Origin of the sequence: Bradyrhizobium sp. AUGA SZCCT0176 (genome assembly GCF_018130145.1) — a bacterium.
Classification (GTDB): domain Bacteria; phylum Pseudomonadota; class Alphaproteobacteria; order Rhizobiales; family Xanthobacteraceae; genus Bradyrhizobium.
The window spans coordinates 1-14,822 of the sequence record NZ_JAFCMB010000006.1 but is presented as its reverse complement, the minus strand read 5'-3'; the positions used below and the strand labels follow the sequence as shown (position 1 = coordinate 14,822).

Here is a 14,822-nt window from a genome sequence, read left to right as displayed (position 1 = left end):
TCTTTCGGTCGGCAAGAGGCACGCTGGCGGTTTCAAAACTGGGCCATGAGCTATGATCACGATTGACAATCCGGGCCCTCAAATCGACACCAGCCGTATCGCCGAAGTAGAGGCTGCAATCGGTGGCAAGCTGCCTGCTTCTTACAAGGACTTCTTGTTGAAAAATAACGGCGGTCGACCCGTGCCGGACACGATAGATATCGACCGTCTACCGGGTAGCCCGACGGACATTCAGATATTTTTTGGAATCGGGCGAGGTGTTGAAACGAGCAACCTGTCCTGGAACATCAAATTTGCGCGCGAACGCCTTCCGGACCATCGTCTCTTGCCTATCGCTTGCGATTCCGGTGGCAACATTTTTTGCTTGGGTATCCCCGGACAGTTTTCGGGGCGCATTGTTTACTGTGACCTGACGGGAGCCGAACCTGTAAAACCTTACGAAGTGGCACCGACCTTCGAAGCCTTCCTGGAAAAAATCCGGACGTGGGGCGACGCGTAATCCGCCGGTCGCCGCCATGGGCTTACAGTCCAGGGCACCAATTGACACACGGCGCCTACGACGAAGCAATCCAACTGTGCGCACTGGGCGACATGGATTGCTTCGCTTCGCTCGCAATGACGGCTCTCGTAGCGATCTACTCGCTACTCGCCATTTCCCATTCGCCAATTACTGTCGCTTCTGTCCACTCGGTGCTGCCGCCGCGGCAGGCGGTCTGGGCGCGGCGGGCCTGGCCGGCGGCGGTGCTGCCGCGGGCTCTGCCGGCGCGGCGTTGTTGCCGCCGCCGAAAATCACCCGGCTCGGATTGCGGTCGAAATTGTTCACCGCACGGCTGATGTCGGCGAGAGTCCGGCGGCCATCGGAAATCAGCGCGCCCGTGCGCTTGTCGAGATCGTCAGCCAGTTCGCGGATCGACTTCACCATCAGGTTCAACTCGCCGCCGTTGGCACCGCCCGCGATGGTGTTGAGGCCGAGCATGAGATTGTCGGCCTTGAGCATGACGCCGTCGACCTTGAGCATGACGTTGTCGATCTTCTCGGAGTTGCGCGCGAGCGCTCCGGTAAAGGTCTCGAGGTTCCGCAGCGAGTTCTTCACTGATTCCTGGTTGTCGGCGACGATCCGGTTGACGTTTTGCAAGGTGGCGCGGATCGACTCGGTGACATCCTGCAGCGCGGCCGGATCGGCGGTCAAAACCGGAACGCCGTCCTCGTCCAGCGGCACGGGAGGCGCCCCCTCCTCGCCGCCCTTGAGCGAGATCGCAGCCACGCCGGTCAGTCCCTGGAATTCGAGGCCGACCAGGGTGTCTTTGCGGATCGGCGCGTTGTTCTCGACCATCGCCAGTGCGACGACGCGACGCGGGTTGTCCAGCTTCACGCGGACAACTTCGCCTACCCGGATACCGTTAAAATTGACACTGCCGCCATTGCGCAAGCCGGTCGCCGGGCCTTCGAAAATCACCCGCAGCGGGCTGCGCGCCTTGGTGGTGTGCAGACTCTGGAACCAGAGCACAAAGCCGAACGCCGCCGCGATCACCGCCAGGGTGAAGGCACCGATCAGGACGTAATTCGCCCGCGTTTCCATAACTCGAATTACTCCGGTACTAGACGCTCGGTTCTGATCAGAACCAGGCGCCCGACTTTATCCTTTTGACGCGTTTTCTTCACGCGAACCGGGACCCGCTTCGCTCGAAAACGCTCTAGCCCATCACAGCGCGGGCGCGCTTGCCGTGAAAATATTGCTGCAGCCATGGATGCTGCGAGGCCTGCATGTCGGCAATTGATCCTGCTGCAATGATCTTACCGTTCCCTAAAACGGCGATACGGTCGCAAGCCGTGTAAAGGCTGTCGAGGTCGTGGGTTACCATGAAAACGGTCAGCCCCAAAGTACGCTGCAGGGTGCGGACCAGCTCGTCGAAATCGCCGGCGCCGATCGGGTCGAGGCCCGAGGTCGGCTCGTCCAGGAACACCAGTTCCGGATCGAGCGCGAGCGCGCGCGCCAGCGCCACGCGCTTGATCATGCCGCCGGAAAGCTCGGACGGAAACCTGTCCGCGACTTCGGGCTTCAGGCCCACCATGCCGAGCTTGGCCACCATGACCTCGTCGAGCAGGCGCTGCGAGAGGTTGAGATATTCGCGCACCGGGAACTGGATGTTCTGCCGCACGGTAAGCGAGGAAAACAGCGCGCCTTGCTGGAACAGCACGCCCCAGCGCCGTTCCACGCCGCGCCGCTCGGCCGTAGAGGCCTTGTCGAGATCGACGCCGAACACTTCGATGCGGCCGGCGACCTTGGGCACGAGGCCGATGATGGTGCGCGTCAGCACGGATTTGCCCGCGCCCGACGGGCCGACAAAGCCCAGGATCTCGCCGCGCTTCACGTCGAGATTGAGCCCGTCGAGAATCCGCGTCTTGCCGAACTGGACGGTGATGTCGCGGACCCGGATGATGGCGTCGGAAATCTCGCCCACCATGGTCACATTCCGATCGATGCGAAGAAGATGGCGAACACGCCATCCATGACGATGACCAGGAAAATTCCCTTCACCACCGACGACGTGGTGTGTTGTCCGAGCGATTCGGCGCTGCCCTGCACCGCAAGCCCCTCGACACAGGCCACGATGCCGATCACCGCGGCCATGACCGGCGCCTTGATGAGCCCGACGATGAAATGATTGATCGAGATGGCGTCGCGCAGCCGCAGCAGGAAGGCTTCTGGTTCGACGCCGCCATAGAGATACGCCACGAGGCCGCCGCCATAGAGTGCTGCCATCGCGCCGAGGAAAGCCAAAATCGGCAACGCCATTACCAGCGCCAGCATGCGCGGCAGGATCAGGACCTCGATCGGATCGAAACCCATGGTGCGCAGCGCGTCGATCTCCTCGCGCATTTTCATCGAGCCGAGTTCGGCGGTGTAGGCCGAGCCCGAACGGCCTGCCACCATGATCGCCACCAGCAGCACGCCGATCTCGCGCAGCACCAGCACGCCGAGCATGTCGACCACGAAAATATCGGCACCGAACTGACGGAAATGGAAAATGCCCTGTTGCGCGATGATGCAACCGATCAGGAACGTGATCAGCACCACGATCGGCACCGCGCGCCAGCACACCTGCTCCAGATGATGCACGGTGGAGGTCAGGCGGAAACCGCGGGGACGAATCAGGACATGGCCGGCCGCTGCCAGCACCGCGCCGAGCATCTCGATCAATCCAACCAGGGTGCCGCCGACGCCGGCCACGCTGCGCCCGATCTGCTCCAGCATGCCCGTGATCGTCACCGAACGGGCCTGGACGACCGGCTCGGCTTTGACCCGGCGCACCTCGTCGACGAGACTGGAATAATTCGCCGACAGGCCCGCGATCTTGGCCTCGATGCCACCCTCGGTCAGGCTGCGGCGCAGCCGTTCGATCAGCCAGGCGCCGAACGTATCGAGTTTCGACACCTGCGAGACGTCGATGAAGATGTTCGGGCGGCTGCCGCGAAGCTTCTCGGCGTCGGCCACCATTTTCTCGAGCACCGGGGCAAAGCGGGCCGTCCACGAACCGGCAGCGCACAGCGCAAGCCCGTTGCCCTGGGCTATCCGCTCCAGTGTCGGGTCTGCGCTCACGATGCCCGCCCCCTGGCCCGCCCGCTAATGATGCAAAAGGTATGGTCCGGCACGCCGCATTGCCTTGTAGAATCTGTCCCTAACCAGCCATAGTTGGTTGCGGCGAGCAAGCGCGCGGTTCAGAAATTGCCAGATTTTAAAATGACTTCCAGCCGATCCCAAGAATTTGCCCGACAGCTTGTTGCCCGCATTGAACGCTGGCCGATCGCCGGCTCGTTCACCATCAGCCGGGGGGCCAAGACGGAAGCGGTTACCGTCGTGGCCGAAGTCAGCCATGGCGGCCATACCGGGCGCGGCGAGTGCGTTCCCTATCCCCGCTATGGCGAAACGGCGGAAGCGACCCTGGCTGCCCTTCAGGCGATGCAGGAACCGCTGTCCAGGGGATTGGACCGAACGGCCCTGCAGGCTGCGATGCCAGCAGGCGCCGCCCGTAACGCGCTGGATTGCGCGCTGCTGGACCTCGAGGCCAAAAGCAGGGGCCAGCGGGTCTGGACCCTGCTCGGCCGGCCGGCGCCGCGAGCCTGCACCACCGCCTTCACGATTTCGCTGGGAACGCCGCAGGCGATGGCGGCAGCGACCGCCAAGGCCGCGCGCCGCCCGCTGCTCAAGATCAAGCTCGGCGGCGACGGCGACGAGAGGCGGATCGCTGCCGTCCGCAAGGCTGCCCCCGAATCCGAATTGATCGTGGACGCCAACGAGGCCTGGACCTCGGACAACCTCGAACGGAACCTGCACGCCTGCGCGGAACTCGGCGTGACGCTGGTCGAGCAACCGCTTGCCGCCGCCAATGACGCCGCGCTGGCGCGCATCAAGCGGCCGATCGTGGTGTGCGCCGACGAAAGCGTGCATGACCGCGCCTCGCTCAGCGGCCTTCGCGAACGCTATGACGCCGTCAACATCAAGCTCGACAAAACAGGCGGACTGACAGAAGCGCTTGATATGGCGGATGCCGCGCACGCACTCGGCTTCGAAATCATGATCGGCTGCATGGTTGCCACCTCGCTCGCGATGGCCCCCGCAATGCTGCTGGCGCAGCACGCGCGCTTCGTCGACCTCGACGGCCCGCTATTGCTGGCGCACGACCGCGTCGATGGACTGCGCTACGAAGGCAGTCTGGTCTATCCGCCGGAAGCCGCGCTCTGGGGCTGACGCGCGAGGCGGTGCCGCGCCAGCCACATCACGATCGCAGCCAGCAGCGCCATCGCCGCCATCACGTAATAGACCCGCTGCCCATAGCCCGCATAGACCAATCCCGACACCACCGACGCCGTGCCGCTGACGATGCCGCCGCAGGCCGCAAGATAGCCCTGCCCGCGCGCCATCACATGGCCGGGCACGTGACGCACCAGCAGACCCATGATGCCGACCTGCGTCAGTCCATAGGTCAGGCCATGCGCGAGCTGCACCAGGGACAACACCACGACCGAGGGCTCCTGCGCGGTGATCAGCCAGCGCGCCACCGCGCTGAGCGCGCCGATCACCACCAGCAGCGCAGGTGCCAGCGTGAAACGCGGCGAGAGCGCGAACACCACGATCTCGGCGAGCACGCCCAGCACCCACAGGCCGGCGATGGTCAGCCCGTCCAGGCCGGACGCCTGCCAGGTGATGGAAGCAAAGGCGTAATAGGCGGCGTGGCTGCCCTGGATAAGGGCGGCCGCGACAATGATGGCGAGGAAACCGGGATCTCGCAGCAAGGCGCTCGCGCCAAGCACCGCGGTCGCTGGAGGTTTTGGCCGGTCCAGCGGCTGCAGCCCCAGGCTCGCGACCGCGCCGAGCGCCGCCATCGCCGCAATGACCCAGATCAGCTGGCTAGCCGCAATGAAGTCGACCAGCAGACCGCAGATCAACGCGCCCACCACGAAGGCCGCCGAGCCCCACAGCCTTAGCGGTCCGTAATTCAGGCCATAGCGCGCCACCCCACCCAGCGCGTAGGCGTCCGTCAGCGGCACCATCGGCGTCCACAGGCAGCAGGTCACGGCATAAGCGAGCAACACTGCGAGCGGCAGATATTGCGTGCCGATCACCGCAAAGCCGAGCGCGGTGGCGGTCGCGGTGACGATCAGGACCGCGCGCAGCGAATAGCGCCTCCCGGCGGCACCCGTCACGAACGGCAGCACGGTAAAGCGCGTCACCGCAGGAACCGCGGAAATGATTCCGATCCAGGAGGCATCGATGCCAACCGACTTCAGCCACAGCGTGAAAAACGGCAGATGGGTGCCCATCGTCCCGAACGTCGCGCCGTAGAACAGCGCCAGCCGCGCCGCGAATCGCTTCGATGCGCCTTGAGATGCGATGGGGATTTGTGATTCGCTTGGCATCAATTCAATTGCGATTCGCCCGATATCGTGTTGTTTCGTTATCGCAACGCGCGGTGATTTGCGCGAAGAGTTTAGCATGGCCGACGAAGCATTCGCCCTTTCGCCGATCTCAGCACGCGCCGCGCTGCCGGGCGAGGAAGACTATGCTGCAATCAGCGAAGCCTTCATGGAGACTTCGCGGGGCCGCTGGTTTCTCGGCGAGTACGCCAAGCGCAACCGCAACGCCGACACCAGCATGGTGCTCGATGCGGTGGCGCGGATCGAGCAAAGCCTCGCCGCGCAGAAGGAAGAGAGCCTCGCGATCCAGCGGGAGGCTGCGAACGCACAGCGCGAAGCTGCCAACGCACAGCGAGCGGCGGCGGACGTCGTCGCAGACAATAGCCTCGCCGAGGCCAAATTAGTTGAGGCCTTGATTGCGATTCGCGGGGCGTTGGAGGCGGCGCAGACCTCGGCGATGGGGGCGATCGACGGACTGGCGCTGAACGAGAAGCTGGCGCCGGTGCGCAAGGGCGCGCGGGTGATTCGGGAGATCGCCTGGCGCTTGCGGGAAATCGGCAATGACAGCCGAATCTGCGACCTGATCGATTCGCAGGTTCAGGTCATCGAGAAGGGCGCCGAGCAAATCTCCTCCGACGAGGCCAAGGCCGCATTGGAGGCCGCGTTCGCTTCGCTTGCCGGACGGATCGCAGAATTCAGCGATGAAGAGACGCCCGCCCCGGTTGCCGAGGCGCCGACTGCTGAGACACCAATTGCTGGGGCGTATGTCGCCGCGCCCACCCCGGTGGCGCAGGATGAATCCCCGGCTGTCGCCGAGGTCATCGAGGAGGCGCCCGCATCGGAAGCCCAGGCTGCAACCAGTTCCGTTTCGACCCTCGCCGTAGCTCCGGCCGCCGAAGCCGTCGTCGCTGAAGTTATGGTCGCTGAAGTTATGGTCGCTGAAGCCGTGGTCTCCCAGGCCGAGGCCGCGCTGGAGGAAGTGGAAACCGCCGAGACGGCCGGGATTGAACTCACCGCCGAGGCTGCCGACGCCCATGACGAGGCGGTCCTCGACATGATCGCGATGGAGATGGGCGCGCCCGATCCGATCGACGACGATGAGTTCGTCGAACCGGAGATCGAGCAAACCCACGCCGCAATGCCGATGGTTGAGGAAACCCGGCTTGCGGAGCCGATTATTGAGGAGGCTCAGATTGTCGAGCCGCTTCCGGCCCCGCCCGAAATCGTCGCTGCATTGCCCGAGCCAATGATGTCCGCACCGGTCGCGCCGCCGGTTCAACCACCGCCTCAGCCCGTTGCCGCAGCCATGCCGGAACCGGCGCTGGAAGTCTCGCTCGGCTCGTCGATCATCGCCAGCGGCATCGTACGCAGACCTGTCGCTGCCAATGATCCGCTGGCCCCGATCCGGCGCATGAGCCAGGCCGAGAAGATCGCGTTCTTTTCGTAGGTCACATGTCCGGCAACGATGAGACACTGACCCTTTGGCGACCAGTCGGCCCCTGAGAGCTCGAACTGGTCCGGCAGACCGGCATGCGGGCCTTCCCTCCGCGGCTACCTGAACAGCCAATTTTCTACCCTGTCCTCACTGAGGAATACGCGGTGAAAATTGCGCGCGACTGGAACGTTCCAGCGAGCGGTTCCGGATTTGTGACGCGCTTCAAGGTGAGGCGAAGCTTCATCGATCGCTACGATATCAAGGACGCTGGTGGACAAGCTCACCTGGAATACTGGATTCCGGCCGAGGATCTGAACGACTTCAACGCCGCGATCGTCGGTACGATCGAGGTTGTTCGCAGCTTCCCCTGAAATCTGGTTCACGTTGCGTAACGGAACTAAGTGACCAAGGTCACGTACAGCACCCCCACCTCAATCTAGCCTGTCCGCCGGACATCTCGCCTTGAGATTGGATGGAGGACACCCATGCCAGGGTTCAAATCATTGGCGCTTTGCGCCGGTCTGTTGGGCAGCCTGCTGAGCTTGGCGCACACCAGCACCGCTTTTGCAGAGGCGGTGAACGCTGCCATCAGCGACGGCGTTCGATCGCTGCCCGCCGAGCAGCGGGTCGCCCTCGTGATCGGCAACGCGAACTACCAGATCGCGCCGCGGCTCGCCAATCCGAGCAACGATGCGCGATCGGTAGCGCAGCTCCTCAACACGGCGGGCTTTGAAGTCACGACGGCGACCGATCTGACGCGCAGCGACATGATCAAGGCGGTGGAGGATTTTGTTGACCGGGTTTCCAATCGCGGACCCAATGCCGTCGCCATGGTCTATTATGCCGGGCACGGCGTGCAGCTCGAGGGCGAGAACTACCTGCTGCCGATCGATGCGCGAATTTCCAAGCTGTCGGATCTCGACAGCAATTCGCTGCGTCTGGTCGATCTGATGGGAACGCTGGAAACCATATCGAGCCGGATGCGGATCGTCGTGCTCGACGCCTGCCGCAACAATCCCTTTCCCGACGTCGACGATTCCGGGCGCGGCCTTGCGATGGTCGATGCGCCGGCCGGCTCGATCGTCGGATATTCGACGGCGCCGGGCATGGTAGCCCATGATGGCGATGGCAATCACAGCCCCTATACGTCCGCCTTCCTGAACATCGCGCGCCAGCCCAATCTGCCGATCGAGCAATTATTCAAGCGCGTTCGTCTCGAAGTGAACAACGCCACCGGCGGCCGGCAGACGCCGTGGGAAAGCTCGTCGCTGACCAACGACTTCTATTTCTTCGGCGACACGGCGGTTGCGGCAACCCGCGCGCCCGATCGCGGCCCGGTGGTTCAGATGGCGTCGAACCTGCCTTCGCGTTCGGTGCGTCAGGCCTATGATTACGTCCTGTCGGAAGGTTCGCCCGAACATTATGAGGAATTCATTCAGCTGTATCCGTCCGACCCGCTGTCCGATCGCGTTCGCGTGCTGCTCGGCAACTGGCGGCAGTCATATGCATGGCACAAGGCGGTGCTCACCAACACATCTGGCGGATACAGGTCGTTCCGCGACCGCTTCCCCGATAGTCCGTATGCGCGCACGGCATTGAGGCTGCAAACACAGCCGAGAAACGTTCCGCTGATGCACTTCAACCGGCTGTCGAAGCATTCGGGCCACCATGGACATGGCTTTTCGCACGGCCATCGGGCGCCATCCCTGGCCTCATCGGCAAAGGGCATGAATGCATCCGCCTCGATGAACGGCCACAGGCCGGGCAAGTTCACGAACACTTCCTCAGGGATGAACGCCCACGCCCATGCCAATCACATGCAGGGCAAAAGCCGATTCCACGATCGCGGACCGCGCAGGATGGGCGGCGGCATGCACAGCCACAGCCACTCCAGCCATCGCTTCGCCGCGAACCATTCGCGTAGCTCGTTTGCTCACTCGCGGCATTCGTTCGGTGGTGGCCGCTCATTCGGTGGCGGCGGTTCGTTTGGCGGTGGCCGCTCGTTTGGCGGCGGCGGGTTCAGGCGCTGATCGCACGATGATGCAACAAGGCCCCGGTCGATGCCGGGGCCTTTTCGTATGAGCTTTTGCGCAGCGCCGATCAGTAACGCGCGGTGACCACGGTCGGCGTCGGGCTGAAGTGATAGTTCACGCCGATTTTGACGAGGTGCAGATCCTGGGTCAGCTTGCTGCCCTGGAAGGCCCCGCCGCCGGTACCGACAAGCACGCCCGGGATGTTAAAATTCACGGTGCCCGTGGCCGTGACCTGTTGCGCGAACATCTTGATGTAGTCGTATTCCGCCTTGATCGACCAGTTGTTGCCGAGCGCGTATTCACCACCGGCGCCCACCACCACGCCGGTATGCACGGCCTTCGCGGATACATTAGCCCCGATATTGCCCGGACCCGGGACGGCAACCGTGGCGAAACTGAAATTGTGCGTCTCCTGCGCGATCGCAAGGCCACCCTTGCCGTAGAACATCAGGCGATCGCCGACGACGAAGCCGGCACGCGCGGTTGCGAGCGCGAGCCAGTCGATCTTGCTGTCATAGTTGAGGGTCTGGGTGACACCAGGAGCGGCAAGCGCAATCGCCTGGCTTCCCTTGATGTCTGTCCCCAGGATCTCGCCTTCGACGCCGAACACGAAGCGCCCGGCCTGGGCATTGACGCCGACGGTGCCGCCGGCCAGCCACCCCGACATGTCATACTGCGGCAGGTTGGTCACAGCGACGGCCTGCCCGAGGTCCGGCCATTGCTTGCGGCCGAAACCATAGCCCGCCTGCGCACCGATATAGGCGCCCGACCAGTTGGTGCCCGGCGCGGCAGGCACCGGCGCATAGGACGGGTCTTTCGCAATGCCGCCGAAGCGATAATTGACGCCGACCTTGACGACATGGATCGCTTCTTCGATCTGAGGATCGACCCTGAACGGAGCGGTGAGCCCGGCCTGTGTCGCGGTGCCCCTCAACGTGGTCGTCGTCGTGTCCAAATGGATGTAGTTGTACTCGCCCTTGACCGACCAGTTGCCGCCCAGCGCGTACTCGGCACCGAATCCAACCATCGGCGCATAGCGAATCTCGTTGCCGCTAGCGGTAGCCGTTCCGGCCTGGCCAAATCCGGTCGCGGAAGCATCCATCGAATGACGCTCGTGCGCCACGGTGATGCCACCCTTGGCAAAGACGAACCAGCGATCGGCCGCAAGGCCGGCCCGGCCTGCAATGGTGACGAGACCGTCGATCTTCGATCTGGCGGTTTGGGAACTGGTGACGCCGAGCGCCGCGCTGCCGACGCTGACAAACTGCGAGCCACTGATATCAGCCCACGAACCGTCGAGTTCGAGGCCGAACACGAAGCTTGAAATCTGCTTGTTGATGCCGACCTGACCGCCGGCGAGGAATCCGCGGGCGACGAAATCAGCGTTGCGCGCATCCCAATCCTTCATGCCGCCGCCGTAACCGGCGTGCACACCGAGATAGACGCCGGACCAGTCATAAGCCGCAGCCACGATCGGCGCGGCCTTCACCGGCATATCGGCCGCCAGGGCGGTTGCAAACGGGATCATCGCGCCGAGCGCCGTCGCCGAGATCCACAGACCGCACTTCCGGATATTCATTCCAAGCTCCACAACGTTCGTTCAGCTGTTCCTTAGCGGGAACAACGTACCTACATTTGGGGAACTCGCATGTACCTGCGGTGCAACACTACCACAGCAATGGGTTGGACTCCGGCCGGCCACCAGTTGGACTAAGGCGCAAGCGCTCGGGAATCACGGGATTAGGCAGTTCTCGCTATCAGGTCGGGCTGAGCCCTCGCGGCCTGCGGCGTCCGGTCGCACCCATTCAGGCGACCAGCTTGGCGAACAGGTCGGCGTCAACATTGCCGCCGGAGAGAACGATGACGACGTTCTTGCCGCGCACATCGATCCGGCCGGCCAGCAAGGCAGCGAGGCCGACGGCGCCGCCGGGTTCGACCACCAGCTTCAGTTCCCGGTAGGCATAGGCCACCGCCGCCCCGACTTCCGCGTCGGAGGCAACCACGCCCTGGGCCAGCAGCTTGCTGTTGATCGAGAACGTCATCACGCCGGGGATCGCGGCCATCAGCGCGTCGCAGATGGTGCGATCGGCCGCACGATGGGCTTCGCGATGGCCGGCGCGCAGCGAGAGACCGTGATCGTCATAGCCCTCGGGTTCGGCGACGATGAGCGTCGATTGCGGAAAGCGCGCCTTGATGGCCGTCGCAACGCCCGCAATCAGTCCGCCGCCGGAAGCCGGCGCCACCACGATATCGGGCGTCAGGCCGAGCGCGGCCATATCCTCTGATATCTCGCGGCCCGCAGTGCCCTGCCCGGCGATCACGAAAGGATCGTCATAGGGGCGCACCAGCGTGGCGCCGCGCTTGCGCGCGATATCTTGAGAGATCGCCTCGCGATCTTCCTTGTCGCGGTCATAGAGCACGACTTCGGCGCCATAGCCCTTAGTGCGCTCGCGCTTGGTCAGCGGCGAGTCCTTGGGCATCACGATGGTTGCCTGCATGTTGAGGATCTGCGCCGCCGCCGCCACACCCTGGGCGTGATTGCCGGACGAGAACGCGACCACACCGCCGCCGCGTTCGGCCTGCGGGATCGAGGCGAGCTTGTTGAAGGCGCCTCGGAACTTGAAAGAACCGGTCCGCTGCAGCATTTCCGGCTTGAGAAAGACCTTGGTTCCGACGCGCTCGTTGAGAACCGGGAACGACAACAGCGGCGTTCGCACCGCAAAGGGCGCAACCACCCGCGCCGCCGCATCGATATCTGCGGCACCAATCGGTGCCATCGAGGCTTGATCCGTCATGACGACTTTGTATCGCGTCCGTGGACAGGCCGGCAAGACGCAATCCGGTGAAGTCAGGCGGCGAAATGCGGGTCTTCCACAAACTCGACCACCTCGCCTTCGGGGCCTGGGGCCCGGACATTGAGCGCATGGTCGACAAAAACCCGCGCCGAAGCCTGCCAGGTGTGGGCGGCGGCGAACTCCACACAGGCCTGCGGCGATATCTGCAGCGCGTCGAGGCAGGCGGCGCGCAAATCGTCGGAGAGCACGCCGACCGGCGCCGCACCGATCACGTCGCGGGGACCGGTGACCGGAAAAGCGGCAACCGGCACGCCGCTGGCGAGCGCTTCCAGCAGCACCAGGCCGAAGGTGTCGGTCTTGCTGGGGAACACGAAGATGTCGGCGGCCGCATAAATCTCCGCCAGTTCCTCGCCGTGCCGGGCGCCCAGGAACACCGCGTCCGGATATTTCCGCTCCAGCGCCACACGGGCCGGGCCATCGCCGACAATAAGCTTGGTGCCGGGCAGATCGAGATCGAGGAACGCCTCGAGATTCTTTTCGACCGCGACGCGGCCGACACTGAGGAACACCGGCTGCGGCAGACAGAGGTCGGCGGTGCGCGGATGAAACAGCGACGTGTCGACGCCGCGCGACCACAGCACCACATTGCGAAATCCGCGCTTGCGCAATTCAGCTGCAAGCGCCGGCGTCGCCGCCATCACCGCCTGGGTCGGCCGGTGAAACCAGCGCAGCGCGCGCCAGACCCATTTTTCCGGGATCGGCGAGCGCGCCGAGACGTATTCCGGAAAGCGCGTGTGGAAGCTGGTGGTGAACGGCAGTCCGTGCTTGCGGCAATAGCGGCGAACCAGAAGGCCGATCGGGCCTTCGGTCGCGATGTGTATGCTGTCGGGCTTGGCCGCTTCGATCAACGCCGCGATCTTCGCCGGGTAAGGCAGCGCGAGCTGCAAATCCGGATAGCTCGGCATCGCAAAGGTGCGAAACGATTGCGGCGTCAGGAAGCTGACGTCGACGCCGAAGCCTTTGGCGGCTTCCGCCATCATGGTCAGCGTCCGTACCACCCCGTTGACCTGGGGATGCCACGCATCGGTCGCGACCAGGATATGTGTCATGCCGCGCGCGCCGCGACGCGGGGAACCGGCGCCAGCCGGCGCTGCGGATCGGCCCAGGTGATGATTTCGAACCGGCCGTCCTCGTGTTCGACCAGCGCGGTGCAGCTTTCGACCCAGTCGCCGCAGTTCATGTAGCGGATGCCGTGCTCGTCGCGGATGGTGGCGTAGTGGATATGGCCGCAGATCACGCCATCGGCGCCGTGACGCCGCGCTTCGCCGGCCAGGGTCTTTTCGAATGCGCCGATATAATTCACCGCGTTCTTGACCTTCAGCTTCGCCCATTGCGACAGCGACCAATAGGGCACGCCGAACATGCGCCGGAAGAAGTTGACCAGGCGATTCATCTGAATGGCGAAATCATAGGCCTTGTCGCCGAGATGGGCGAGCCAGCGCGCGTTCTGCACCACCAGATCGAAGATGTCGCCGTGGATGACGAGATAGCGCTTGCCGTCGGCGCCCTCATGAATGGTGTTTTCCACCACATCGATGCCGCCGAAATGGGTGCCGTAATAGTTGCGCAGGAACTCGTCGTGATTGCCGGGCACGTAAACGACCTTGGCGCCCTTGCGCGCCTTGCGCAGCATCTTCTGCACGAAGTCGTTATGCGATTGCGGCCAGTACCAGTTGGACTTCAGCGCCCAGCCGTCGACGATATCGCCGACCAGATAGATGGTGTCGGCGTCGTGGCTTTTGAGGAAGTCCAGCAACCGGTCGGCTTGCGAGCCGCGGGCTCCGAGATGGACGTCGGAGATAAACAAAGTGCGAAAGCGCCGCTCCGGGCTCTCTTCACTCGAGGAGTCACTACCCATGCCGTGCACCTAACAGATCCCTGTGACAGGGCGATGACAACCGACGCGACTGATAGCCCCACGCGAATCGATGACGCGCCCCTGCCAAAGCGGATAGCAGCACGATGCGACAGTGAAACGACGGCAGGTCACGTGGATTTACGGTCACCGCCCGCGCTGCGCACATCGGATCGCTAACTGGTTCGTCGTCCCGGCGAAGGCCGGGACCCATACGCCGCGGCGCTTGTTTTGAAAAACGATGTTCGACGACTTTCTTTCAATCGCTGACTTCGGTGGCTATGGGTCCCGGCCTTCGCCGGGACGACGTGGATACAGCTTCGCGATCTCGCGACGCATTGCGCCCGAGCTTTGCTAGAAACTTCCCGCCCTAAATACAGAGGGCGCAGGGAAGACCGGGTGCGCGCTGCACCCGCGGTCTCGTGTGCGGTTTGCACTAAGTAGGCTGCACACGAGCATACAGGGCAGCGGAGAACACCCGGCCTTCCCTGCGCAATGGCTTTACGGCTTATGCCGTGATCTCCCCGGAGACGAGTTCTTGGTTGACTCCGTCACCGCCGGTTCAGCTCTCGCCTACCCGACGGCTTGACACCTGCAACGGGTGCCAGGACCACACGGTTTTGCCGTACGCCCGTCCACGCCGTCGTCTCAGCGTAAACCAGCGTCCACCGCAACCCGCCCAACGTCCGTGACGACGGCCGACGCCCTTCTGAGTAGGACGGGATAGC

The 14,822-nt window shown here is 63.8% G+C and carries 13 protein-coding genes; 5 read left to right on the top strand and 8 right to left on the bottom strand.

The features are described from left to right. The first annotated feature begins 52 nt into the window (after positions 1-52). On the top strand, positions 53-499 hold the full coding sequence (locus JQ600_RS16220) for an SMI1/KNR4 family protein (RefSeq protein ID WP_212391631.1): 447 nt from the start codon (positions 53-55) through the stop codon (positions 497-499). Between the two features lie 168 nt (positions 500-667). Here JQ600_RS16220 and JQ600_RS16215 read toward each other — a convergent pair whose 3' ends face one another. The 3 genes from JQ600_RS16215 to JQ600_RS16205 all read right to left on the bottom strand — a co-directional run bounded on the left by JQ600_RS16215 (position 668) and on the right by JQ600_RS16205 (position 3,601). After that, a complete protein-coding gene (locus tag JQ600_RS16215) occupies positions 668-1,579 on the bottom strand; it encodes an MlaD family protein (RefSeq protein WP_192737742.1) in 912 nt (303 codons plus the stop codon). A gap of 115 nt (positions 1,580-1,694) precedes the next feature. Next, positions 1,695-2,465 (bottom strand): ABC transporter ATP-binding protein, encoded by a 771-nt coding sequence (locus tag JQ600_RS16210; protein ID WP_212264242.1) that lies wholly within the window; start codon positions 2,463-2,465, stop codon positions 1,695-1,697. A gap of 2 nt (positions 2,466-2,467) precedes the next feature. Further along, positions 2,468-3,601 (bottom strand): ABC transporter permease, encoded by a 1,134-nt coding sequence (locus JQ600_RS16205; protein ID WP_212391629.1) that lies wholly within the window; start codon positions 3,599-3,601, stop codon positions 2,468-2,470. A gap of 141 nt (positions 3,602-3,742) precedes the next feature. Between JQ600_RS16205 and dgcA the strand changes: the two genes are divergently transcribed. Then, positions 3,743-4,750 (top strand): N-acetyl-D-Glu racemase DgcA, encoded by a 1,008-nt coding sequence (dgcA, locus tag JQ600_RS16200; RefSeq protein ID WP_212391627.1) that lies wholly within the window; start codon positions 3,743-3,745, stop codon positions 4,748-4,750. On the opposite strand, the gene JQ600_RS16195 is transcribed toward dgcA, so the two are convergent. After that, positions 4,720-5,919, bottom strand: a complete 1,200-nt coding sequence (locus tag JQ600_RS16195; protein WP_212264239.1) for an MFS transporter — start codon at positions 5,917-5,919, stop codon at positions 4,720-4,722. The two genes, dgcA and JQ600_RS16195, sit on opposite strands and share 31 nt — an antisense overlap. Positions 5,920-5,995: 76 nt before the next feature. On the opposite strand from JQ600_RS16195, the gene JQ600_RS16190 reads away from it, so the two are divergent. From JQ600_RS16190 to JQ600_RS16180, 3 genes are all read left to right on the top strand, one after another. Then, on the top strand, positions 5,996-7,363 hold the full coding sequence (locus JQ600_RS16190; RefSeq protein WP_212391625.1) for a hypothetical protein: 1,368 nt from the start codon (positions 5,996-5,998) through the stop codon (positions 7,361-7,363). Between the two features lie 65 nt (positions 7,364-7,428). Further along, positions 7,429-7,722, top strand: coding sequence for a hypothetical protein (locus JQ600_RS16185; RefSeq protein WP_212391686.1), 294 nt, complete (start codon positions 7,429-7,431; stop codon positions 7,720-7,722). Positions 7,723-7,836: 114 nt separating this feature from the next. Next, on the top strand, positions 7,837-9,381 hold the full coding sequence (locus JQ600_RS16180) for a caspase family protein (protein ID WP_212391623.1): 1,545 nt from the start codon (positions 7,837-7,839) through the stop codon (positions 9,379-9,381). A gap of 70 nt (positions 9,382-9,451) precedes the next feature. Here the strand turns inward: JQ600_RS16180 and JQ600_RS16175 are convergent, their stop codons facing one another. The 4 genes from JQ600_RS16175 to JQ600_RS16160 form a co-directional block, all read right to left on the bottom strand. Then, the gene (locus tag JQ600_RS16175; RefSeq protein ID WP_212391621.1) at positions 9,452-10,963 is read right to left on the bottom strand and encodes an outer membrane protein; all 1,512 of its coding nucleotides are present in this window, start codon (positions 10,961-10,963) and stop codon (positions 9,452-9,454) included. Between the two features lie 226 nt (positions 10,964-11,189). Continuing rightward, positions 11,190-12,179: a threonine/serine dehydratase gene (locus JQ600_RS16170; protein ID WP_212391619.1), complete on the bottom strand. Its 990-nt coding sequence runs from the start codon at positions 12,177-12,179 to the stop codon at positions 11,190-11,192. Positions 12,180-12,232: 53 nt separating this feature from the next. Further along, positions 12,233-13,288, bottom strand: coding sequence for a glycosyltransferase family 1 protein (locus JQ600_RS16165; RefSeq protein WP_212391617.1), 1,056 nt, complete (start codon positions 13,286-13,288; stop codon positions 12,233-12,235). Further along, positions 13,285-14,097: a UDP-2,3-diacylglucosamine diphosphatase gene (locus JQ600_RS16160; protein ID WP_192737752.1), complete on the bottom strand. Its 813-nt coding sequence runs from the start codon at positions 14,095-14,097 to the stop codon at positions 13,285-13,287. The genes JQ600_RS16165 and JQ600_RS16160 overlap by 4 nt, the downstream gene beginning before the upstream one ends. Positions 14,098-14,822 lie beyond the last annotated feature (725 nt).